This window comes from Halomicroarcula saliterrae (assembly GCF_031624395.1).
Classification (GTDB): Archaea; Halobacteriota; Halobacteria; order Halobacteriales; family Haloarculaceae; genus Haloarcula; species Haloarcula saliterrae.
This window is the reverse complement of the sequence record NZ_JAMQON010000009.1, coordinates 57091-78637: the sequence shown is the minus strand read 5'-3', so window position 1 is coordinate 78637 and position 21547 is coordinate 57091. Positions and strand designations below refer to the sequence as shown.

The 21547-nt window shown below is 57.9% G+C and carries 24 protein-coding genes; 12 read left to right on the top strand and 12 right to left on the bottom strand.

Translation table 11 applies throughout. The features are described from left to right. The first annotated feature begins 407 nt into the window (after positions 1-407). Together NDI56_RS21300 and NDI56_RS21295 are read left to right on the top strand one after the other, a co-directional pair. Positions 408-2354: a copper-translocating P-type ATPase gene (locus NDI56_RS21300; protein ID WP_417936059.1), complete on the top strand. Its 1947-nt coding sequence runs from the start codon at positions 408-410 to the stop codon at positions 2352-2354. Next, a complete protein-coding gene (locus tag NDI56_RS21295) occupies positions 2351-3031 on the top strand; it encodes a class I SAM-dependent methyltransferase (RefSeq protein ID WP_310921771.1) in 681 nt (226 codons plus the stop codon). Before NDI56_RS21300 ends, NDI56_RS21295 begins: the two co-directional genes overlap by 4 nt. A 39-nt stretch (positions 3032-3070) precedes the next feature. On the opposite strand, the gene NDI56_RS21290 is transcribed toward NDI56_RS21295, so the two are convergent. After that, positions 3071-3646 (bottom strand): DUF8170 family protein, encoded by a 576-nt coding sequence (locus NDI56_RS21290; RefSeq protein ID WP_310921770.1) that lies wholly within the window; start codon positions 3644-3646, stop codon positions 3071-3073. A 132-nt stretch (positions 3647-3778) separates the two neighbouring features. Here NDI56_RS21290 and NDI56_RS21285 point away from each other — a divergent pair, with 132 nt between their 5' ends. Further along, a complete protein-coding gene (locus tag NDI56_RS21285) occupies positions 3779-4210 on the top strand; it encodes an ArsR family transcriptional regulator (RefSeq protein ID WP_310921769.1) in 432 nt (143 codons plus the stop codon). Positions 4211-4350: 140 nt separating this feature from the next. Here NDI56_RS21285 and NDI56_RS21280 read toward each other — a convergent pair whose 3' ends face one another. The 3 genes from NDI56_RS21280 to NDI56_RS21270 form a co-directional block, all read right to left on the bottom strand. Continuing rightward, complete coding sequence (locus tag NDI56_RS21280) at positions 4351-5157, bottom strand: recombinase family protein (RefSeq protein ID WP_310921768.1); 807 nt, start codon at positions 5155-5157, stop codon at positions 4351-4353. 248 nt (positions 5158-5405) lie between these two features. Next, a complete protein-coding gene (locus NDI56_RS21275) occupies positions 5406-5795 on the bottom strand; it encodes a type II toxin-antitoxin system VapC family toxin (RefSeq protein ID WP_310921767.1) in 390 nt (129 codons plus the stop codon). 1 nt (position 5796) lies between these two features. Further along, positions 5797-6033 (bottom strand): antitoxin VapB family protein, encoded by a 237-nt coding sequence (locus tag NDI56_RS21270; RefSeq protein WP_310921766.1) that lies wholly within the window; start codon positions 6031-6033, stop codon positions 5797-5799. Positions 6034-6719: 686 nt separating this feature from the next. On the opposite strand from NDI56_RS21270, the gene NDI56_RS21265 reads away from it, so the two are divergent. The 4 genes from NDI56_RS21265 (at position 6720) to NDI56_RS21250 (ending at position 8247) form a co-directional block, all read left to right on the top strand. Beyond that, a complete protein-coding gene (locus NDI56_RS21265) occupies positions 6720-6971 on the top strand; it encodes a hypothetical protein (RefSeq protein ID WP_310921765.1) in 252 nt (83 codons plus the stop codon). After that, positions 6968-7324, top strand: a complete 357-nt coding sequence (locus NDI56_RS21815) for a hypothetical protein (protein WP_417936056.1) — start codon at positions 6968-6970, stop codon at positions 7322-7324. Before NDI56_RS21265 ends, NDI56_RS21815 begins: the two co-directional genes overlap by 4 nt. 87 nt (positions 7325-7411) lie before the next feature. Then, complete coding sequence (locus tag NDI56_RS21255) at positions 7412-7801, top strand: hypothetical protein (protein ID WP_310921764.1); 390 nt, start codon at positions 7412-7414, stop codon at positions 7799-7801. After that, complete coding sequence (locus tag NDI56_RS21250) at positions 7801-8247, top strand: hypothetical protein (RefSeq protein ID WP_310921762.1); 447 nt, start codon at positions 7801-7803, stop codon at positions 8245-8247. The genes NDI56_RS21255 and NDI56_RS21250 overlap by 1 nt, the downstream gene beginning before the upstream one ends. A 659-nt stretch (positions 8248-8906) precedes the next feature. Here NDI56_RS21250 and NDI56_RS21245 read toward each other — a convergent pair. After that, positions 8907-10022 carry a Fic family protein gene (locus NDI56_RS21245; RefSeq protein WP_310921761.1) on the bottom strand — a complete coding sequence of 372 codons (1116 nt, stop codon included), beginning with the start codon at positions 10020-10022 and terminating at the stop codon, positions 8907-8909. 509 nt (positions 10023-10531) lie between these two features. On the opposite strand from NDI56_RS21245, the gene NDI56_RS21240 reads away from it, so the two are divergent. Then, entirely contained in the window at positions 10532-11224 is a 693-nt protein-coding gene (locus tag NDI56_RS21240; RefSeq protein WP_417936058.1) for a nucleotidyltransferase domain-containing protein, read from the top strand. Between the two features lie 710 nt (positions 11225-11934). Here the strand turns inward: NDI56_RS21240 and NDI56_RS21235 are convergent. Beyond that, complete coding sequence (locus NDI56_RS21235; protein ID WP_310921760.1) at positions 11935-13014, bottom strand: transcription initiation factor IIB; 1080 nt, start codon at positions 13012-13014, stop codon at positions 11935-11937. Positions 13015-14010: 996 nt separating this feature from the next. Here NDI56_RS21235 and NDI56_RS21230 point away from each other — a divergent pair. Both NDI56_RS21230 and NDI56_RS21225 read left to right on the top strand, forming a co-directional pair. Then, positions 14011-14634 carry a transcriptional regulator gene (locus NDI56_RS21230; protein ID WP_310921759.1) on the top strand — a complete coding sequence of 208 codons (624 nt, stop codon included), beginning with the start codon at positions 14011-14013 and terminating at the stop codon, positions 14632-14634. Between the two features lie 5 nt (positions 14635-14639). Next, positions 14640-15209 carry a PIN domain-containing protein gene (locus NDI56_RS21225; RefSeq protein ID WP_310921758.1) on the top strand — a complete coding sequence of 190 codons (570 nt, stop codon included), beginning with the start codon at positions 14640-14642 and terminating at the stop codon, positions 15207-15209. Positions 15210-15336: 127 nt separating this feature from the next. On the opposite strand, the gene NDI56_RS21220 is transcribed toward NDI56_RS21225, so the two are convergent. The 4 genes from NDI56_RS21220 to NDI56_RS21205 form a co-directional block, all read right to left on the bottom strand. Next, positions 15337-15765, bottom strand: coding sequence for a DUF6884 domain-containing protein (locus tag NDI56_RS21220; protein WP_310921757.1), 429 nt, complete (start codon positions 15763-15765; stop codon positions 15337-15339). Positions 15766-15962: 197 nt separating this feature from the next. Then, positions 15963-16289 (bottom strand): winged helix-turn-helix domain-containing protein, encoded by a 327-nt coding sequence (locus NDI56_RS21215; protein WP_310921755.1) that lies wholly within the window; start codon positions 16287-16289, stop codon positions 15963-15965. A gap of 61 nt (positions 16290-16350) precedes the next feature. Next, positions 16351-17202: an HAD family hydrolase gene (locus NDI56_RS21210; RefSeq protein ID WP_310921754.1), complete on the bottom strand. Its 852-nt coding sequence runs from the start codon at positions 17200-17202 to the stop codon at positions 16351-16353. Beyond that, the gene (locus tag NDI56_RS21205) at positions 17192-17761 is read right to left on the bottom strand and encodes a winged helix-turn-helix domain-containing protein (RefSeq protein ID WP_310921753.1); all 570 of its coding nucleotides are present in this window, start codon (positions 17759-17761) and stop codon (positions 17192-17194) included. Before NDI56_RS21205 ends, NDI56_RS21210 begins: the two co-directional genes overlap by 11 nt. Positions 17762-17871: 110 nt before the next feature. Here NDI56_RS21205 and NDI56_RS21200 point away from each other — a divergent pair, with 110 nt between their 5' ends. Together NDI56_RS21200 and NDI56_RS21195 are read left to right on the top strand one after the other, a co-directional pair. Next, positions 17872-18591, top strand: a complete 720-nt coding sequence (locus NDI56_RS21200) for a DUF7509 family protein (RefSeq protein ID WP_470303429.1) — start codon at positions 17872-17874, stop codon at positions 18589-18591. Between the two features lie 505 nt (positions 18592-19096). After that, positions 19097-19933 carry a hypothetical protein gene (locus NDI56_RS21195; protein ID WP_310921751.1) on the top strand — a complete coding sequence of 279 codons (837 nt, stop codon included), beginning with the start codon at positions 19097-19099 and terminating at the stop codon, positions 19931-19933. Between the two features lie 270 nt (positions 19934-20203). Here the strand turns inward: NDI56_RS21195 and NDI56_RS21190 are convergent, their stop codons facing one another. Both NDI56_RS21190 and NDI56_RS21185 read right to left on the bottom strand, forming a co-directional pair. Continuing rightward, entirely contained in the window at positions 20204-21088 is an 885-nt protein-coding gene (locus tag NDI56_RS21190; protein ID WP_310921750.1) for a hypothetical protein, read from the bottom strand. A 101-nt stretch (positions 21089-21189) separates the two neighbouring features. Further along, positions 21190-21456, bottom strand: coding sequence for a DUF7389 domain-containing protein (locus tag NDI56_RS21185; RefSeq protein ID WP_310921749.1), 267 nt, complete (start codon positions 21454-21456; stop codon positions 21190-21192). Positions 21457-21547 lie beyond the last annotated feature (91 nt).

Sequence of the window (21547 nt, the reverse complement as noted above, 5' to 3'; positions counted from 1 at the left end):
GGCGTGTAGATAGTACAATGGGTGACGGTACCAATAGACAACACATGAAGAACCCCCCAGACCACGACCCGCCGAACGAACAGCCACGGGACCACCGCGCTGCTATGCAGTCAGACGACGCTGTTTCCTGTTGCCGCATCTGTGAACTCGAATCTGCCGGCGATGGAGCGGCTACGCCCGACAGCGAGCACCAGCACGACCGTCCACAGCAAGACGATTCACGGACCCATCCCGATTCCAGCGTCGAACAGGAACTGCTCGAAGAGGAGGCCGAGCGGGCCGACGAAGCCGAACGGGAGATACACGAGCGGACGGAACACGACGAGCATACGCACGATAGTCATGGCGAAGACGGCGACCACGCGGGTCACGACGGTCACGGTGGAATGCACGCCGGTCACGAACAGATGTTCCGCCGGCGGTTCTTCATCTCGACGGCGCTGTCGATACCCGTCCTCCTCTACAGCCCGTTCATCCAAGGGGCACTCGGATTCTCCTCGCCGGCGTTTCCCGGGAGCACCTGGATAACGCCAGTCTTCGCGGTGGTCGTGTTCGCCTACGGTGGCATTCCGTTCCTCAAGATGGCGATTCCCGAGCTGAAAGACCGGTCACCGGGGATGATGACGCTCATTTCGATGGCAATCTCAGTCGCATTTCTCTACTCTGTCGCCAGCCTGTTTATTCCCGGGACGACGCCCTTCTTCTGGGAACTCGTCACGCTGATCGATATCATGTTGCTCGGTCACTGGATAGAGATGCGGTCGGTCAGGGCGGCCTCCGGTGCACTCGACGAACTCGCCAGGCTCATGCCCGACACGGCCGAGCGAGTCACCGAGAGTGGGGATACCGAGGAAGTGCCCGTGTCAGAGCTCCAGAACGGAGACGTACTGCTCGTCCGACCAGGAGCGAGTGTCCCCGCCGACGGCGAAGTCGTCGAGGGGGCCTCTTCAGTCGACGAGTCGATGATCACGGGCGAATCACGACCAGTGGACAAAGAGCCGGGCGCAGACGTCGTCGCTGGGACGGTCAATCAAGATGGCAGTCTCCGGGTCCGCGTGACGAAGACGGGCGACGAAACGGCACTAGCCGGCATCATGCGACTCGTCGAGGACGCCCAGCAGTCGAAGTCAAAGACACAGCTGCTCGCCGACCGGGCGTCCGGGTGGCTGTTCTACGCCGCGTTGGGTGTGGCGGCCATCACGGCTGTGGCGTGGGTCATTGCGGTGGGGTTGAACATCGCCGTACTGGAACGCGTCGTCACGGTGCTCGTCATCGCCTGTCCACATGCACTCGGTCTGGCTGTCCCGCTCGTCGTCGCAATCAACACGTCGACGGCCGCCCGAAACGGGATGCTCATCCGCGACCGTATCGCCATGGAGGAAGCTCGGAACCTGGACACGGTGATGTTCGATAAGACCGGGACGCTCACCAAGGGCGAGCAAGGTGTCGTCGGTGTCGAGACGGCAGCTGGTTGGTCCGAAGAAGAAGCGTTCGAGGTCGCTGCTGGCGTGGAAGGCGACTCTGAGCACATGATCGCTCGCGCGATTCGGACCGCCGCCGACGAACGTGGCGTCCAGCGAGCGAGTGTCTCGAACTTCGAGAACCTCCGTGGGCTCGGGGTCAAAGCAACCGTGGGCGGCGAGCTAGTCCATCTTGGCGGTCCCAACCTAATCGAGAAGCTCGGCATCGACAGACCATCGTCTATCGCTTCATTCGCCGATGAGGCCGGCTCAAACGCCCAGACTGTCATCTACCTCATCCAAGACGAATCCGAGGTCGTCGCTGCGTTTGCGCTGGCAGACGTCATCCGGGAGGAAAGTCGGCAGGCCATCGACGCACTACACGCGATGGATATTGAGGTGGCGATGCTAACCGGCGACTCCGAAGACGTCGCGAAGGCCGTCTCCGAAGAACTCGGTATCGACCAGTACTTTGCTGAAGTGCTCCCCGAGGAGAAAGACACGAAAGTCGAACAGCTCCAGTCCGAGGGGAAGCTGGTCGCGATGGTCGGCGACGGCGTCAATGACGCCCCGGCACTAACTAGAGCGGATGTCGGTATCGCCATCGGCTCGGGGACAGACGTGGCAATCGAGTCGGGAGATATCATTCTCGTCGAGAACAACCCCCGCGACGTCGTTCGACTCATCAAACTCTCGAAGGCGAGCTACCGTAAGATGCAGGAGAATCTCGTCTGGGCGACCGGGTACAACGTGTTTGCCCTTCCCCTAGCGGCCGGCGTTCTCGCACCTATCGGTATTCTCCTGTCGCCCGCTATCGGTGCGGTGTTCATGTCGCTGTCGACCGTCATCGTCGCGATCAACGCCCGTCGGCTCCGCGGGGTCGATCTCTCGTGATTGACCCATTCCGCCAGTGGGCCTTCGACCGTCGCAACCACACGCACAGCCAGCGCGTCTACGACTGGTGGAGCCGACACGACCGAGTGTACGCCGCCTTTGTCACGGCCTTCCTTTTCGGTCGAACGGCCGAATTTCGCGACCGGACGGTCGCCGCACTCTCGCTGGACCCCGGTGATACCGTCCTCGATGTCGGATGTGGGCCCGCTCCCAACTTCGAGCGACTTGCCGAGGCCGTTGGCCCGACTGGAACTATCGTCGGCGTCGACGCGAGCCCCGGCATGGTCAAGCGGGCGAAGGAGCGCGGCAAACAGTTGGACTGTGAGGTCGAAGTACTTAGAGCGGACGCCAAGAGACTGCCACTGCCGAACGACCGCTTCGATGGGGTATGCGCGACGCTCTCCTTGAGCGCGATGGGCGATGTCGAGGCAGTCGTAGCGGGAATATCCGATGTTTTGCGGCCCGGAGGACGCATTGCAGTTCTCGACGCTCAGTCATTCCAGACCGCACCGCTTTGCTGGCTCAACCCACTCATCGAAGGCGTCTCCGCCTATATCACCAACTGGTACCCCGACGCACCAATAGCTCAGTCTGTCGAAGACACTTTCGTGGCGGTCTCTATGGAGACATTTCATGCAGGGACTGTGTATGTCGTGACTGGAGAGAAACGAGACTGAATCAAATCTCCAGTTGCATCGCGTGGGAGAGAGTCAGACTCACTGGTCTACATATGCTGCCCGTACTTCCTCGAGAAGGTCATTTGGGTCCGTCCAGGTGTTTGCACGGTCGACCCGCTCCATCGACAACAGGTAGTGTGCGAACATCGCGTCATAGGCTGCATACTCTTCTTCCTCAGTATCGTAGGACCGGTAGAACGCTCTGGTTCGGTCCCGATACGTCGGCTGGTCGATGTAGCCTGCTTCCCAGGCATGGCCTCCCTTGGAGTGTTCGTACACGCCAACGATATTGTCAGCGTAGCTCGCTAAGAGCTTGAATTTCGACGTAAAGAACTCCGAAATATCTAGAATCTCGTCCATTAGGAACGCTTCAACCTCTTCGTCCGTGCTTGAATGCTGGACCTCGGACGCAAGGTGGTCCCGTACTGCTTCCAGTCGTGGCCGCTCCTCCTCAGCATACGAACCGAGTACGAAGTACGATGTCGTGTTGATGAACCGACCGAGATCCTCATGCATCGCCGTCTGAATTTCCTCAACGCGTTCAGGTGTGAGTGTCTCGCCAGGTGTCGAACCTAATTTGTCGATAACTGCCCGCATTCCGTCGTCGGTAGTCATATTGGCCATCACAAACCACCGCTACCTAACGGTACGGAAAACGGGCTGAAAGTGAAACGCGGGGAAACTTCAGGAACCACTTCGATTTTCACCGAAATGGTTATTTGACTGGACGATGAAAACCTATACACGATGTCTCGCCCCGATTCCACCCGATTCAGGCCCAGCGAGAAGATGACCGGCCTGAATCCGATTACAGCGTTAGGTTCGCTGGACGACACAACCCGCGCGAACATCATCGGCACCATCGTCGGCCATCCGAAAGGAGCACCCTCGAAGAAGGAGCTCGAATATTACAATCCGAGCGTCGCAGCGTCGACACTCACCGATCATCTCTCCCGGCTGAAGAAGGTGGGGCTGGTCGAGGTTGTCGAACGGGACCGGGAAGGGCTCCAACGCGGCCAGCCGTATCGGTTCTTCCAGCTCACCGACGCTGCCCGTGACCTCTTCGACCGAAACAACCTCTTTGAGCCCGATGCGTATCGCGCCATGTTCGCCGAAGTCGAGAAAACAGACGAAATTGAGGCCGCTGAAGCCGTCGACCGTCCGGGCGATCAAGACTGAAGGCCGTCGGCATCGGAGAGAGGGGATCTCTAACACGTGCTAGTGAGTGCGCTCAAACTCTTCAGAGAATAATGGTCAACCCTCTGAGTGAGCGCAGCCACAGTGTAGGTCTGCTATTACAGCTGGTGGCATTGAGAGAGTTACTGCTGGTGGCGATGGATTTCATCGCGAACGATAGTTCGAATGTCCTGCTCGGGGAGTCTGGTGTCATCGGGAATATCTGGTTTCTCTAGTGGTTCGAGTTCTTGCGCGGCGGCTTGAAGCCGCTCATCCGCAGCTGCAGCGTAGAAATAGAGGTCACGGCGGTCATCGTGGAGTGCTCGCAACGTTGACTCGGCAACGGGCGTTCCATCAGCCGCTTCAGCGTATGTATAGCCTTGCTCAATGCGTTCAAGCGCCCGTCGAATAGTTAGGAACTCGTCGGCGTTGACCTGGAGATAGCCATCTTCGACGTCAAACCCCGCCGGGGGCCGTCCAGTCCATCGGCCGGCCTCTTTTGCAGCGTCGATGCCGGATTGAATCCGGCGGAGCTTCTGTTTGTGTTCCACACGAGCGAGGTCGCCCATCACACCAGCAATCAGCTGACTCACAGCTCTGTCGACGAGGTCATCGTCAAGGCTGATTTCGAGTCCGACCTCCAGATCCTGAACACCGGTTTCATGACTGAGACAGAATTCTAAGAACTCGTGGATTTCGCCGGCGCCGAGTCTGGAGAGCCGAGACAGTTCGTGAACGATGACTACATCCAAAGACCCGTCTTCGATATCTGCACGAAGACGCTGGTACTCCTCACCGCGGTCATTTTCAGTACCACCGATGATGTCTGCATAGGCGTTAATCTCTGGCTCATCGTACGTGTCTCTGGCAAACTCCCGAAGTTCGTCGAGTTGTCGTTGTGGGTCTTGGTCTGTCGTCGAGACACGGGCGTAGATGCCGATTTCGGGCATGCTTCCTGCGGAGTCAGTCGAGTGTATAAGTTATCCACCTTTTGCGGGGTCCGTAGGAAGCACTTCCTTTCTGTGAACTAATACAAGAAGTTTCAATCCCGGTGCGGGTTTCTCACTCGTCGCTCATGGGAAGACGGGGATATGCGTTCGGAGCTCTATCACGGCAGGAAATCGATATCGACTGCCTTGTACCACACCGACGGTCGCTTCGGCTGGCCGGCATTGAAGGGCTGACCCAATGGCGTTCCTCAATACGTCTCTACGTCGACACCGAGACGCTCGAAGTCATCGACGTTCCGTGTAAGGACCGGTTCGTCGACGACGTCGGCAGTCATGCCGATAATCATGTCACCGTCGGTGACGGCATTCCCCTCGTTCATTAACTCGCCAGAACGACGGCCAGCCTTCCGCATAATCGCGGAGTCAGCTGGGTGAACTGGCTTCGATGCGAGGACCTGTTCGATTTTCTCGCGTTCCGCCTCCGAGTCCGTTGCTCGGGCGACGCCATAGTACAGTTCGAAGAGCGTCATCGAGGAGAGCCGTTGCTGAACGAAATCAGTCTCCAGTTCACGCGCTTTCTCGACGGCGTCCTCGTCGCCGTTCATCAGGTCGATGAGAAACGAGGTATCCAGCAGCACGCTACGCGTCCTCTAGCTCGCCGGCAATCTGTTCGAGCTCACGGCCGCGCCGTTTACGACGTTCGTCGACGGCGTCGCGCAGTGATTCAGCCTCCTCGTCGCTGAGTATACCCGCAAGTTCGAGGAGTGATCGCTCGCCGGCGAGTCGGAGCACGACCTCAGAGAAGGTTTCGTCTTCCCCTTTGTGGGAGGCGAGACGCTCGTAGGCGTCCTCGGAGAGACGGATGCTCTTCGACATGTGCATACAGTTGTATGCAGAGATACAAAGCACTGTTCCCTGGGGTGGTACAGGGTCATAGTACGAGCCGGGAATCGTGATTTGGGTGCCACAAGACGATGGCAGGAGTCAACTCGGGAAGAGGACTTTAATTTTAACCAACAGTGAATTGGGAGACAGAGTTTGTTGGTTAAGCGCCAGCGATTGTCGCCTTTTTAAATCAGGTTGCGCTCCGGTAATCCGTGAGAGTTAGTCATGTTCCGAATCTACGTGAGGGCATAATAGCTACCCATCAGAACTGTCAGCAATAGAGGCTCGAGGCGAGACACACACACCAGATTTTGAGTAAGGATTCAAAGATCAGTGGGTTAGGAGGCTGTATGATGTGATTCAGAGGGATTCTCTTACTCCAAACTAGGTGTGTCTCTAGTCTAGCTAGTCTAGTAAGTAGTAGTGTAGTGTCTGTAGAAGCAGTAGACGAACTAGTACAGCTGCAGACACCGCTCTGTTCAATCCCACTCCCCTTCTATTTCTTACTCCAAACTAGATGTGTGTCTTGTCTCTCTTACTCAAAATCCGGTGTGCCCTAACTGAGTTTTGTGTAAGGAGAAATGCTGCTTATCAGGCCTCTCACAACCTGTACCGATGCTATTACTCATAATCCGGTCTCAAAGCTTTATTCCGATAACTACTGTCTGGTTCTGATAATGGATAGCGAAGATGAGTCAGAGACGGTTCACAGTGTCTTTGACAGTGTTGATTCGGGAGGTGGTGGGATTTTTGAGCAACGAGAGATTCTCCAGAACCGGACTGATGCCTTTGCCGCGGGGATTCTCGACGACGGGGTGATTCCTCGTGCTGCAGCACTAAGTGCGAAGGAACACGGAGATGCACGCAAGGCGATGCGCCTTTTCGGTACGCTGGCGACCAAGCGAACAAGGAGAACGCCGACCGGGTGAAAGAAACTCACCTCTCCGATGCACGGGCTTCTGCAGAAGTTGATCGGCTACTCGAACTCATTTCGGGACTCCCACCTCACAGCAAGCACGTCTTAGTCGCGCTAGCGAACCTCACGAAGAATCAGCCGGACAAGGAGTGGTTCCGGACGATGCGAATACGCGAGACGTATCTCGACGTCTGCGAGCAGAGTGGAGCCGACCCACTTTCAGCTGAGCGGACACGGCAATTACTCAACGAACTGTGCTTCTTGGAGATTGCTGGAAGTCGACGAGGGACGGGCGAAGGGAAAGGTCACTACAGCCAGTATACGCTCCTGTGGGACGCTGATATCGTTCTCACTCTCGACACCTGACGCTCTTATTTCGTTACTGTGAAAATGAATTTATATTAGCGAGACACTCGTAAGACCAGTCGGCTACCGCCGCGAGAAGTGATACCAATGAGTGATCCAAACCCGATCTCGATTTACCCGGATAATGCAGCCCAACGCCAGTTGATCGTTTCATGGGCCCAAAAAAACGACGAGAGTGTCTCGGAGTTTTGCCGCAAGGCGATTGAAGAACGCCTCGCTCGGGATACGGAATCTGAGGCCCCTAACGAATTGGACGTTGATGAACCGATGGACGATCTGAAAACGGAATTCCTCGCCGATCTTGAAGAGGCGACGGAGGTCGATATCCACGAGCAATTCTATCCTGAAGTTGCTTTGTGGCTCCTCCTTAGCAACGACTATTCCGGTGAGGAACGTCGGCAGGCGATGAAAGAGGCACCAGACACGATGCGGGAGAAGCTTGCAGCACTAACCGAGAACGAGGAGGGAGATGAGTGATGGGACGAGATACAGCAATCCAGGTGTATCTGTCTGATGAGAACGCTGCGTGGCTCAAAGAACAGGCCGAAGCCGGTGGTCAATCCTGCTCAAAATACTGTCGCGAGGTTATCCTCGATTATATTGACCGCGAACACAATGAGCGCCCACACAGGCGGTACGCGGTCGACCAACAGATAGAGCTGGTCCTGAACCAGCTTGAGGAGGAGGCGATGTCCCTTCTTGAGGACTTCCAGTCCGAGACGGGGGCGAAACTGGATCGTCTCCAGCGGCTTCGAACAGTGTATGCTATCGCGACCTGGCGTCTGGTCAAACGCAGCTATCCACTGGAGCAGCGAAAAGCCGCGATGAAATCCGCTGTCGACCAGGTTGGCTTGGCCCCTACTCACGACCCAGAGATCCAGACGGAGATTTCGTCGTTTGACAGCGCTGCTGAAGCGGAGTGAACAGTTAGAACACAGATATATTGCTGGCCCCACGACGGGACCGAGTTCGGTTCCACGGTTCAGAATTGGTTTGTCTGGCGCTCGCTTCTCAGTGTTATCTTTTAATTGGAGAATTTCATACTATCCAACTAATTCATCGCAATATTCGCGTAAAATCGCAGGACAACGATCGAATTATGTGTTAATAATTTAGTTAGGAGAGTAACTGATTCGTATAAAATCGCAAGACAGAAGTCGGATAGATTCGAAAAGATGTGTCTCTTTATCTTGCCCCATGGAATCTCGCGCATTTGCGGAGTGATTCACAGACAATTCATTAGAAAACGAACACAGAAAACTGGGGCGTTACGTCGATACCAATCTCCTGAAGGTCGCGCCGACAACTCCTCGGGAACTATACATTGAGAACCTGAGAAGTCTGCGGATCACCCCCGCAAGAGTGGGGTGGGAGTGCGCGCAGCGAAGCGAGCACACTGGACCGACGCGAGGCGCGCGATCGCGCCGAGCGAAGCGCGCCGGTCGGCGCCGCGCGCCGTCACGTACCACCTAGCCAGCGACCCGATCTCGACTCCGGCCGGCAGCCCCATGTTATACAGAGAGTGTCTGGTTCGACTATAGCTCAGACGTGGCGAACACCCACGGCTGTTGCCGCGGGTAGTTTACGGATTGTACGGCTCGACGATATCGAGTACAGCAGGTGCTTCGAATCGTCGATTGCGCTGTTGCCCTGTCGTTTCTCGCAAGATTTCATCGTCCCAGAGACGTCGGATAGCCTGATTCACGGCCGGCTGTGAGCGATCAAGGGCGTCGACAGCCTGTGGTTCAGTGAGATACGGCTGCTCAATGACGAAGTCGATCAGCTCCCGTATGACCACTCCCTGGCCCTGATACGCTTCTCGATACTGGTCACGAAGTGCGAGTAGGTCTCGCGCGACAGTGTACGCCTCCCGGCCCTGCGTAGCGATAGCATCGATGAAGAATGATACCCACTCGGTCCAGGCGCCGTCGCGACTCACCGCCAAGAGCTTCGCGAGGTACGCGTCACGATTCGCGTTGAAATACGACGAGGGGTAGAGATATGGACCGGGGAGCAACTCCCACTCGTAGAGCGTCAGCATCACGAGCAGACGCCCAAGGCGGCCGTTGCCGTCCTCGAATGGGTGGATTGTCTCGAACTGATAGTGGATCAGCGCCAAATCGATGAGTGGTGCATACGTCGGTCCAGAGCGGATGTACTGGAGCAGACTCCCGAGTGCATACGGGATGCTTGCCGGTGGCGCGGGGACAAATCGAGCCTCACTAAGCGGAGTTCCTGGTTCATCGATCCCGACGAGATCGTCGCGAAACTCGCCCGGGTTGTACCGTTCACCACGAGCACCTCGCAGTAAGATTTCATGGAGTCGACACAGTAGGGTACGGTCTAAGCTTGCGCCATCTTGCAGCGCCGCTATCCCGGTCATAATCGCCTCGACGTAGTTTTGTGCCTCCGCAATATCGGCCCGTTCAGTCGCCGTCTGACCGGGTTCTTCACCGGCCTCTCGACGGTAGATGTCGGAGAGTGTGAGTCGTGTCGTGGTCTCGATATTCGAGGAGTCGACAGCCTCACGATGGATTAGTGGACTCAGGATGACTTCCGGTGAATCGAGCCATCGGTCCAGATCGGAGAGTTGGCCCACACCATACATTGCGTCGCCAGTTATCGTCGTGAGCTCGTGTATCGGCTCGATATCTGGTGGGAGTGGTTCCGGGCTGAACGCGAAAATCCCATCGACCATCTCCACCCCACCCGGTGGTGCGTCAATAAAATCTTCAGGCCGCATTGTTATCTTACAGTGCGACCGGGCCAATATAGATAACGATATAAATTTTCCCCTATCTAAGAAACCCGAATATATGTCTAAGATAAGAAAACTCAGTTATCATTATCTTCTGACTGGGGTGGTTCCTGTCGGTGGCGTCGCGCGCTGTCACGGTCCAGCCAGCCATCCAGCCGGTGTCGGCCCGGCCGGCAGCCCCACGCTGAGACACACCAGTCGACCATGTTAGGCAGCCACCGACAGTCTGGCCTCACGTTGCGGTCAACACAACACCCACCTTTACTCGTCAGTCGAGACGAGAGCCTCGAACAACCGGTATCCGTTGGTGATTGCTCCGGCAGTCACCGTCGACATTCGGCGCACCACTGGTGACCGGCGCATGTCTGCCTCGTGTATCGGCAGAGTATATAAATAATACCTCAATTTTAATATAAAGTTTAAATAAATAGGGTAGCTTACTACCGCCTATATTAAGCAAGACGAATACTGATTCCGAGCGGGGATCGACTATTAGTCTTGACGTCCCCGCTCAAAATCCCGATTTATTCCGCAGTCAGGCAGTCCACGATGTACTCACATTTTTATGCCGACATCATACTGATGCCTTCTCGGTTACCGAACTCTCCAATGCCGTGGACTACTCCCAACCCACGGTTTCGAAAGCCATCGATGTCCTCGCTGCGAATGAGCTCGTCGTCGACCAGCGAGACGGGACGAAACGGCTCGTCCATATCGATCGTGAGCGGTTATCTCGGCCAGACGACCCGTTCTTGGACATCCCACAAGCAGCGTTCCATGACCCTGTCCGAGCCGCTGTCGACGAGTTACGCGACGAACTCGACGATGTCCTTGGGATCGTTTTGTACGGGAGTGTCGCACGGGGTGAGGCTGATCGGCGCAGTGATATCGACCTGTGGGTACTCGTCGAGGACGACCGGCTGGCAAAGCAACGCACGGCGAATCGTGTCCGGCAAGACCTAAAAGCCAGCGAATTCGACACCGATCGATACGCATACGAGATCGACGTCGAGGGACTGCCTGCCATCCCGAATTATGCCGAAAAAATTCGGACCACTCTCAGTGATGGGCTCGTCCTCTACGACACGGAGAAGTTCGACACGGTCCAGCAGATGATTTTCCACGGTCATCTCGATGAGTAATGCTGACGCTGGCGGCCGGGCCGAAGCGAACAACTACCCGACCGGCCAGTCTCGCGACCTGTAACCGGCGCGGCACGGGTATCACGTTTTGTATGGCGTTGGACTCCCCGCAGCGGTAAACCGGGCGACTGCGCCACAGTTGGAGCAGGTGTCGACGAACGCACAGACGCGACGCGAGGTTGCGACCGTACGGACATCCCCACAGACGGCACACTCGAACGGGGTTCGATAGTGAACTGCTACACGGGACTGGGACGGCGCAGTATGGTCGTCATCGAGCTGGCAAGCCGAATCGGGGCGCTGGTCGTCGAGTTCTGGCTGGTTGGCAGTGCTCGCTGAACGCGTGCACGCTGTGACACCGAGCTCGATAGCTGCCGGCTCCGCCTGCAATTCGCGATCGATCATGGCTGCGAGGTCGGCCAGTGACTCGGCACTGTCGCCCTCGCCGTGGTGTTCGAGGGCGGTCTCGAATAACCAGTCTCGAAGGGCTGCTGCGGTGTCGCGCTCGACTGTATACGATGGCATCGAATGCATCTGTGTTTCGCTCCATCCCTTGTGGGATCCAGAAACCTCAGATGTCGCTGGCCCCCGTAGAGCGACTGGATTCGGTCGTGGCTGCGCGCGCAGCGAAGCGAGCACGGAGCGGCGGGTGGGGCGGTGGGGCGTCCACTGGGTGGTGGTCGCTACGAAAAATGGGGGAGAGCCCCAGCTCAGTGCTGGCTGCCCGTTGCTTGCGCGAGTCCGACAGCCGGGTCGTCGGTGCCATGTTCGTCTTTGTAGGCGTCGACGAGTTCCCGGCTATACTGTGCGACCCGACACTTCGACGTGGGGACGACCGTGGCCGCCGCCTCGGCGACCTGGCCCTGCGTGACTTGCTTGCCCGGGAGCAGTCGATCCGCGCCATACAGTGCTGCCGCCGCGACGGTGCACCGCGATGTTCCCGGCCCTATGGGAACCTGATCGCCCAGCTCCAGGAGGTAACACGCCAGCCGCCACGTCCGCACGGCTCGCGCCCCGGGGATGGCCTCCTCGTCGAGCGCGTCGAGCACCGCCAATACGGCGTTGGGCCTGACGACTGGTGCATCCACCTCGCACTGACAGCGAATCTTCCGTGCCGCCGCACACACCCGCTCACGGGGTGCCTTGGTGTAGGTCGCGACCGCGCTGTCGATGTCTGCCCGCTCGATATCAGCGGCTCGCACGGCCAACAGCACGGCGCCGCCGGCGAGTGACTCCCAGGCCATCCGCCCGCCTGGGAGGTGGGCGTCGGCAGCCTTGCGCAGGTACCGTGCCGCGGTCTTGACCACGTACTCGGGCAGCCCCAGGTTAGCGCCGATCATCTCGATATCCCGCAGCCCCTCGTTGCAGCGCTTGGTCCGTTTGCGCTGGCCGCCGAACCGGAACCGCTTGTGCCACTTGCGGAGGGTCTGGACCCGGTCCCAGCGCTCGTTGCTCAGGGGATTACCGTGGCCATCGGTATGCTGGCCCATCTTCGTGGCCAGGCCCTTGTCCGCCTGCAGCGGATCCACCGTTTCGATGCTCTTGTCGGCCTCCCCGACCATGCCGAGGTCATTGAGGGTTGGGCTCCGGTCGACCCACTCGTCGGCGACGACCAGGCCACAGGCCGTACAGAACGACGTCTCGTCTTCGGTGATGACTTGTCCCTCGCATTCGGGACAGGTCGACCGCTCCGAGGGTTCGTGCTTGACTTCCCCCTTGTGCTCCCGCTCGTTGGTGGTTGGTGACTGTGCGTCCAAAACCGTCTTTTCGCTGGCGTTGGTACTTGACATTGGAGTTCCTAGCTCCCGAAGGCGCGCACCACAGCGCCTGACACCCCGTGTTCCAGCACGGGGTTTTCCGACGACACCATCCGATAGAACCGTCTACGCGCTCTCGCTCGCGCCTTCGCGAGCGCCCTCCTGGGCGCGAGCGAGAGCGCTGTCGTGAGAGGGGGCATCCAGCACCGCGCGGCGTCTCGCCGAGCGAAGTGAGGCGAGGCTCGGAAGACGAACGGAGTGAGTCTTCCGGCGACCCGCCCGGAGCGAGCGGCCAGCGGGATATGCCCGTTCGTGTCCGGCCCGGTGTGCGGGTCCGTGTCCAGCGCGACTGTCGCCGAGCACGCGCGCCGCGCTGTGGCGCGCGACAGCGCAGGCGGCACCAAGCGCTGGAACGCGAAACGCCCGCGAGGGGCGCAACCGACGGGGATACCCGCTGGCGTCGAGGGCACATGCATTTTAGCCCGGAACGGGCGCGGGCGGTGCGGAGAGCGCCCGTATGCCCGGAATGGTCGGTCGCGAGCGAAGCGCGGCGCGACCGCAAGGAGCGCCGCGATGCGAACGGGGAACGAAGTGACCCGTGAGCAAGCGGAGGGCGGCAGCGGCGAGCGGGGCGGGCCGTATTCGAACCACTGGTCAACCGACGATACCGGCGCTGTGCTGGCCCCGTTCCTGACTGTGAGAGCGCAACTAGCTTATCCGACTCTCGTCACGGCAGCTTGACGCACAGACCAATCTGTGGGTCCAAGCCTGGGACTCAGCGGCATGTCCGGGACCATACGGCTACCCGGCGAACAGTCGGGACTACGCCTTCGAGCCTGCTGGAGAGTGACTGGCTTTGCTACAACCGGGACAGTTGTAGTAGTAGCGTGCCGCAGACAGCGGATGAGTTCAACACGTCGGAGCCGTTCTTCCCGGGGCCCCGCCTGAGTAGTAGGTCAGCGTGTGTCCGTATTGGACTCGTGTCCGTGGCAAACGCTTATAGTTTCTAGTTTCGTAACGCTATACAACATGAGTTACGACACGGAACACGTGCGCAACGCGGGGGACCCCCCGGGGACGATTACGAACATCCCGACGTTCACTGCGTTACTTGACAACACACATCTTGCTGCCCTCTACACGTCGATCAGACAGACAGGAACGACGACCGGTCCGGAACTCGTCGAAACGATACCGGTCTCGAAGAAGACGGTCTACGACTATCTTCACAGATTGGAACAGGCTGGCTTGATCAGGACGGTTGGCGACGACGCTGGGACTGCCGTCTACGCAGCCGAGGAGTTCGAGCTCACACTGACAGTTCGTGACACGGAACTCTCGATTACACCCGAACTCGTCGAGATCGTTGCGAATGCAGATGCGTATCCAGCTATCCAGCGCGTGCTTGACAACCATGGCCTCGTCACGTTCGCACTTGCACACGATCTCGTGCATGCACACAGCGAGGGCGATATCACGATTCGACAGATGGCCGAACTGACGGGCCTCTCTGCTGGAACTACGTACGATCTTGTTGAGGCGCTCTATTCGATTCTTGACCTCGGTGACGACGATTCGGCCCCGACAACATACACACCAGTTGATTCCGACGACGAAGAGCGCACGCTACGGGACGAACTCTTCGACGAGTAACTGTCATGGCGAAGCGATATACTGCAAACATCGCGGACACCGTGATGTTTCGGAATCTGGGGAAACATCCCAGCCCGGACTTAGAATCGCTGCAGCGTGCGGTTGCGGAAGCTGGGACCGAGATCTGGGTGCCGGCAGCGGTTTATCATGAACTGACAGATACTGGATCCGGTGACTCGCCGGCAAACCCGTATCTCGATGCGGCCATCGAAGATGGCTGGCTTCGCGTGGCGACACCACTCCCTGGCACTCGATCTGACGGATTCGATTCCAGTGCTGGCCAGGTTGAGCAAGCGCGGTTCGTCGCGGACGAATTTCTCAATCAGCAGAGCAAGTACCCAGAGACGAATAACTGGATAGACGCGGCAGTAGTTGCATTAGCGGTTCGACTGTTCGAGCGGAACGCCCGGATTCGTCTCATCACCCACACGGCTGACGAAAATCTGGCAGCCGCATGTACTCGTATCCCGTCGGAGTTCGGATACCACAAGATCAAATCACGATACTACAATCCACCACAAACCGCGAAAACTGAATTTCCGACTGTTGAGAGTCTTACCTGGGATGAACGATAGACACCTTGTACTGATAGAGTCACGTCGGTGACCTCGTATGCTGAGCTGGTGACCGATATACGCCTTGTATCTGCCAGGCTCTGGCACATCTAGCAGCGGCTGCGTGTTCTATGCGATCGTATGTTGCTCACAGCCAGTCGTTGTACCATGCCTGTGTCTCGCCGATTGCTAACCCCTCGGTCGGGATCTCGACCGTCACGTCGCTGTCCTCGATATAACCGAGGAGTTCTCCGTAGTAGTCCTGGCCAGCATGGATAACGAGCGTCACGTCCTCCGAGAGGAGCCCTTGCTCGGCCAGCTGCTCTGCTACCTGTTCGGCCCACTCACGCTTGCGTGCGACCGGCGCGCCTGACAGCGTCTCGTCGTACGGTTCGATTGGCGGCCCGTCGGGGGCCAGCAGACCATGTTTCGCCGAGAGGATCCACCACTCGTCGTGATATTGCTCGGCGTAGGCCCGCATCTTTTCGAAATACGACGAGGTGTAGAGGGCCTTCGGTGGGGCTGGCTGGTTCTGTTTGGTCTTGACACAGCTGACGAGCCCAATTTCACGTGACATGGACACTGTATCCGTTGTCGAAAGACTTCACTCGTAGGTTGTGGTACGGACCGCGCGCAGCGACGCGAGCACGGTGGACCGTCGGCGGCGGAGCCGACGCAGCGCTCCGTCATCAAGCGTCACTCGATATCGACTGTGGGCACGCCAGGGTTGGCTGCCCCCCAGTGACTGCTAACACCCATCACTATACCCGACGTTCACTCACTGGCGACGGAATCGATCAGGGTCCACTCGAGCTTGTGCAGCTGTTCAGCGACATCGCTGTCCTTGTTGATCTGGTACAGTGGGCTGCCACTGATCTTCCGGGTCTGTTCTACGACCTCTAGCGCTTGGAGGTCTTCGATATGGTCGTAGACCGTGCTGCGGCTCATACCGGCCTGCTCGGCGATTTGGCTGATGTTGATATCACGGCCCTCACTCAGCAGAACCGCGAGGATCTTTACTTTCGGATGCGTGCCCAGAAGCTCGGTTAACGCGGTGTATGGTGCGTACGACTCCACTTCGGCATCGGTCGGTGGACTCATGGCCTGGAGCGAGAGATGCGAACTGCACGTTCGTTACGGTATCGGGATGTGAGAGAGATTATTAGAGTGCTTCCAAGCGATTGATCGTACTGTCGGTACAGAGACTCTCGACAGCCAGGCGCAACAGCGAGCCGAGTTGCCCATCTGCGGTGTAATCGGGCGAATTGAGGTTCCCAGCACGCTGTGGCGACCCCAAGTCGAGGATTGCCTGTTGCTTCGCCGACGTGGTATCAGGTTTATCGACACCGAAGACACGGCCCCCACGGTCTTGAATTAATGAGAAACAGGGAATGTCGGTGATCCCGTCGCCAATATAGATCATCTGTTCGAACGGGATTTGTCGGTCCTCATCGTCGATTGCTTCGTTGACCGCGTATGGGTTCTCACGGGCCGCACTGGCTGAAATGCCTTTGTTGATCTCGTAGAGATACCGTGTCTTGTCGGTGAATGAAATCGGCCGTTTGATACCCGAAAACACATCCGAGTCATCAGTGGCAAGTCGCGAGGCATAGATCTCGCTGCAGTGGTCTGAGATGATGGAGCCACTGATGAGTGACTCGATCCCTTCCGAGACCACGAAATACTCGATTCCGACACCATCATACTCTGCCACGATTGCATCGAGCGCGTCGAAGATATCCGGGACACCCGGATAGAGGTTCTTCTCCAGCGCTGTCGCACACCGTTCCAGATCAGCGGGCGTCACCGCACCCATTGGCTTTTCGGCTCCGATCTGTTCGAGCAACAGCGTGAGATACGCGACTGTCGGATCGTACCCGTCTTGGACCCGGGCCGGAAACTGCTCGTGCCAGAACGTCGTCGCATCGATATCGTACTCCTCGAGCAAGAACGTCGTGGAGTCCGGGGCCAGCGTATCGTCGAAATCGAAGACGACGCCAATATCACTCGTCATCAGTCACCAGCAGCTCCCGATCAAGGTTCGTGTGCTGTTCGCGCAATCGGTGCTGTTGGGATAGTAGCCCAGCGGCTTCTGTCTCGACGATCATACCCCCGGCATGCCGCAGCCGGCCGGCATCGGGATCGGCATCCGGATCGAGTGCTGGATCCCGGAGGAGCTCATAATACTCATCGGCTGCCGTCCCACCAACGATTTGCCGAAGATCACTGGCGATGGCTTGCCGACCAATCGGGGTAATTCGATAGTATGTTTTCCGCCGGTCGACATTGGGCGGCCCTGGAATCTTCTCGATGAGGTCCGCGTCCATCAGTTCACGCAGCGGCTGCTGGAGCTTGTTGCTCGTTCGATCAGCTTCGTCGCTCAACCGCTTCCGGGACAGTTCACCGTACTCGTACAACAGGTACAGAATGGTGTATCGTCCCTCATCTGCGAGGGCCTGCTTGCGCTGGATGTGGTCGTCGAGGGTTTCGAAAGACGCGTCGAACAATCGCTCGTTCACGTAGGCACTCAATTCACCACGGTCAAGGTGCTCTAGTGGGTCGGTCTGTGCCATGCTCAGGTGGTAATTACTTGTCTCGACACAAAGAGTTAACGATTGATAACCTTCTTGCCAAACACTTTTACGTCGTGGTATCGAACGTGTAGGTAGTACGCTCCTCACCGATGACAGGCCCACCTACGTCTTTTACATATGATGGCGACCCTGTCAAAACACATCTCCAGCGCTGTGCCCCCCAGCCACGCACCCAGTCACGATCTGACTCGTTTTTCGTCTACGTCATGGGTCCCTACACGGCATTCGATGCCTCGTTTGCGTATCCCAACGCTGCTGCCCTCCAATCGCCATTTATCGAGGATCCGCTGTTCGACCCCGAAACGCATCCTCACAAGACGGGGCATGGGACCTACGAGGCGGCACTGGCCGAGCTTTGCGACGAGCTTCGTGCCGAGTTCGGTGTGCGTGCGTTCCTCGCAACTGACATTCGGACGATTCCGACGAAAGCGGATGCTGGCCCCGACGAACCGGGGATGTCGGTGCTCGAACAGTCCATTGCCTTTGCCGCCTGTAGCGATGCCGTGGTGTTCGTGTTCACGAACGCTGGGTTGACGACGGGAGCCGGCTCGGAAGTCGGTGCGATTCTTGGGGAATTTCAGCTGCGTCGTGGGCATCCCCGTGAACCGCTAAAACCACGGCAACGGATCGGGATTTTCCAGCACGAGGCGTTCGAGAGCGCGAGTATCGAGGAGATTCCCTACACGTACGGGATCGGCACCCGGGAGTTTGCCACTCGACCGGCTCTCGTCGACGACATCAAGGGGTTCCTCGAGAACGTCCGCCGTGAAGCACAGGCCGGCCCGCTGCCGAAGTTCCGCTCGTACTGAGGCCATCACTAGCGCTGACGGGACACATCAGAACACCGGCTCGACGACCAGATGCGCATGCTGGAGGGCGGGCCGCTTGACTCGACCGTCGGTCTCGAAGTCGACAGACCGGATGCATCGGCTGGCGGACGACGAATACAAGTCCTCGACGCGACATTTCTCATCGACTATCTCAACGGCGTCGACGCAACGGCACCACCGCGCCGAGAGCAAAGCTAGAGGTTGTGGTGGGTCGGTGGTGGTTGAGACAGTGGGTGTCACTATGTCGGCCGGTGGAAGAGCCCTTGGATAGCCGCTAGCCTCAATATTGGGGGGAGAGTTGAATATATTTATTAGAGAAACTAAATTAATTTTAATACAGATAAATTAACATATTAAAGCCTCAAACCCCTTCAGTTCAATTGGATATCCTAACGCTGTATTGTGGTTTTATCCCTCCATTTTCACTTCCACTGTGGTGTGAAAATATATTTGAATTATCAGCCAGTATATCTTACCGTATCTCATGTCAAAACAAGAAAGATACAAATTCGGCCGAATCGACCTCCCAGAAAGTGAGCTGCCCACACCTGACAAGTTGAAAGACGAAATTGATACACTAGATGACAATTTCGAGATGGTTCGCCGGAGAGAGGACGACCCGGTAACCGGAGGGGAGCTTGAGTATCGGGAGAAGGCACGAACTACCTACGTGGGCGATAGTCACGGTGACCTTTCATTCTGCCACTTCTACTATGTGGCAGACACTGAGAACAGTATTGTGGTGCGGAATGAGGATGGTGAAGAAGAAGAACGCAATCAGCCGGAGCTGGTTCGGCCGAGAGTGTTCTACTTCGAGAATGGAATGTTCGCCTTCGAGTCGAGACAGGATTTAGTCGAACCATGGATTCCCAACTTCATCGGGAAGCTCACCGATGTCGATGCGCTCGATAATTCACGTATCCTCCCATTCAGTCAGGATATGATGCGTGATTTCTACGATAGCCGAGAGAAGATTACAGTATTCAAATTTTCATCACCTGATGGTGAAGACTTCGAGGGTGACACAGAGCTAGCGGGGGCACTAAATGACCTTACTGACACCGTCGAGAGTCAGCAGTTCAGTGGTGGAAATTCAGGGAAAAATCTGAAAGGAAATGCCATTGTCGACGAAGCAGCAGAAACCATGCATATTGATAAATTGCATGGCAGACGAGAGGATGAGCTAACCACAAATATCCTTGCGTCAGGTGTCTATGTCGCGGCATGGAGCGAGAGGGACTGGAGTGAGCCGATTGAGACTGGCACTCGGGCAGAAGCGATATTCAATCGGCTATCCCCACAACTTCGTAAACTAACGTAGCCCTTCGGCGCTCAGAAATCGACTCTTTTGTAGACATCCCTACTGCCCTCACCCTGTGGTGCTCAGCGCTGCGTATCCTGGTGGAATAAGTCACAGGTGTTGTGATGGGTGTATCTAAGCTACAATCGAGTCAGGTGTGCGATATACTCCTTGCAACCTGTTGGCGGAACCGGATTCCCGCCTGCTGCAGCTGCCCAGGCCAGCCGCGTGGTCGGCGCCGTTCGGTCACTCGCTCCGGATGCTGTTCCCTATCGTGGCCTTCCTGCTATGTCACACCCTCGCCCCGTCGGCTGCGGTCACAACGGGAGTGACCCCGCCTGTGGCCGCTGCATCGCCGTCCAGGAGGTCCAAGCCGAGATAGCGTTTCTCGAGCAACGCCTCGGCTGTCTCCATCGACATCGCTACTATCTCCGTCGACTCTTGACGCCGGCCGACCTGCCGAGTTTTCACTCGCACATCCTCGCCGCCCAGCTCCTGTAACTTCTGCCACACCCGTTTCACCGTCTGCCCATGGGGCTCCTTGCCCAGCTCGGCGGTCAAGGCCGTCCGCAGATCGTCCTTGGTGAAGAACACGCCGCTGCCGTCGACCCGCTCGGTCCCGAACTCCGGCCACCGCTTGGCGACTTTCACCGCCCGGTAGGTGTTCTGGCGATTACTCCGTTCGACGAACACCTCCTTGACCGTCTGTTCCCGGCAGTTCGCGAAAAAATCGAGCGGTGAGGAGCTGGGCTCGACACCCTCGGGTAGACTTTCGGCGTCCTCCTGTTGGTCGGTGTCGGCTTCCAGCTGCTGGGCCTTCGCGACCGCACTGCGGGCGATCTCCCGAGTTTCGTCGTGGTCCTCGTCTAGGTCGTCCAGGCGACTCTCGTTGGCTGCGGCGTCCCCACTCGCCGTCGTCGCGATGTCGTGGGTCCGCTCGACGTTGTCTTCGAGCTCGTCGACGCGCTCTGCTAACCGGTCACGCTCCTGGACCAAGCTCTTCAGCAGCGCCGCGACCACAGGATCAACATCGCGGTCGCTGAGCTGGGCCAGGAGCGTGTCGAGCTCCGGGCCGGTCCCATCATCCGTCTCGATATCCATGTCGAGTGCGGCCGCCACAGCGGCGTCTCGAGTATCGCACTGTGCCTCGTCGGAGTGGGAGTGCTGGTCGGTCATCCCTGAGACCCACGCCCGGAATCGAACCGGGTCGCACCGACCACGGCGTGGGCGACCCGCGGAGTGACCGCGGCGTCACTGCGCAGATCACCTGGCGGCCGCTACCGATGGCGACCTTTCGAGGGCTGGATGTTCCGACACCGGTCGCCGTACTCCGCCTCGTACTGCGCCAGCAGATACTCGAACTCGCTGGCGGCTTCGTCGGCCGTTTCACCTTTGACCGTGATTGTAATCCTGTCCTCGTCTCTGGTCCCAGTCCCGCGTTTGAGTCGGGCTTCGATGCTGGCGCCAATATCGGTTCGCTCGATCCGTTCGGTGCCGTCAGTGTCACACTGTGCCTCGTCGGCAGCGGAGTTGTCGTCGGTCATACTGCACGGCCCACCCCCGGAATCGAACCGGGCCACCCCGACCACGGGGTAGGCTAGCTACGGCATGGCTGCGGCTTCGCTTCTAAACCCT

Coding starts and splice junctions, on each gene's coding strand:
- NDI56_RS21195 (WP_310921751.1), top strand. CDS start 19,097: ATGTCAAAACAAGAAAGATACAAATTCGGCCGAATCGACCTCCCAGAA.
- NDI56_RS21255 (WP_310921764.1), top strand. CDS start 7,412: ATGAGTGATCCAAACCCGATCTCGATTTACCCGGATAATGCAGCCCAA.
- NDI56_RS21235 (WP_310921760.1), bottom strand. CDS start 13,014: ATGTCAAGTACCAACGCCAGCGAAAAGACGGTTTTGGACGCACAGTCA.
- NDI56_RS21205 (WP_310921753.1), bottom strand. CDS start 17,761: ATGGCACAGACCGACCCACTAGAGCACCTTGACCGTGGTGAATTGAGT.
- NDI56_RS21290 (WP_310921770.1), bottom strand. CDS start 3,646: ATGACTACCGACGACGGAATGCGGGCAGTTATCGACAAATTAGGTTCG.
- NDI56_RS21300 (WP_417936059.1), top strand. CDS start 408: ATGTTCCGCCGGCGGTTCTTCATCTCGACGGCGCTGTCGATACCCGTC.
- NDI56_RS21215 (WP_310921755.1), bottom strand. CDS start 16,289: ATGAGTCCACCGACCGATGCCGAAGTGGAGTCGTACGCACCATACACC.
- NDI56_RS21245 (WP_310921761.1), bottom strand. CDS start 10,022: ATGGTCGATGGGATTTTCGCGTTCAGCCCGGAACCACTCCCACCAGAT.
- NDI56_RS21210 (WP_310921754.1), bottom strand. CDS start 17,202: ATGACGAGTGATATTGGCGTCGTCTTCGATTTCGACGATACGCTGGCC.
- NDI56_RS21185 (WP_310921749.1), bottom strand. CDS start 21,456: ATGACCGACGACAACTCCGCTGCCGACGAGGCACAGTGTGACACTGAC.
- NDI56_RS21270 (WP_310921766.1), bottom strand. CDS start 6,033: ATGTCGAAGAGCATCCGTCTCTCCGAGGACGCCTACGAGCGTCTCGCC.
- NDI56_RS21190 (WP_310921750.1), bottom strand. CDS start 21,088: ATGACCGACCAGCACTCCCACTCCGACGAGGCACAGTGCGATACTCGA.
- NDI56_RS21285 (WP_310921769.1), top strand. CDS start 3,779: ATGTCTCGCCCCGATTCCACCCGATTCAGGCCCAGCGAGAAGATGACC.
- NDI56_RS21225 (WP_310921758.1), top strand. CDS start 14,640: ATGGCGAAGCGATATACTGCAAACATCGCGGACACCGTGATGTTTCGG.
- NDI56_RS21250 (WP_310921762.1), top strand. CDS start 7,801: ATGGGACGAGATACAGCAATCCAGGTGTATCTGTCTGATGAGAACGCT.
- NDI56_RS21220 (WP_310921757.1), bottom strand. CDS start 15,765: ATGTCACGTGAAATTGGGCTCGTCAGCTGTGTCAAGACCAAACAGAAC.
- NDI56_RS21280 (WP_310921768.1), bottom strand. CDS start 5,157: ATGCCCGAAATCGGCATCTACGCCCGTGTCTCGACGACAGACCAAGAC.
- NDI56_RS21265 (WP_310921765.1), top strand. CDS start 6,720: ATGGATAGCGAAGATGAGTCAGAGACGGTTCACAGTGTCTTTGACAGT.
- NDI56_RS21230 (WP_310921759.1), top strand. CDS start 14,011: ATGAGTTACGACACGGAACACGTGCGCAACGCGGGGGACCCCCCGGGG.
- NDI56_RS21200 (WP_470303429.1), top strand. CDS start 17,872: ATGACAGGCCCACCTACGTCTTTTACATATGATGGCGACCCTGTCAAA.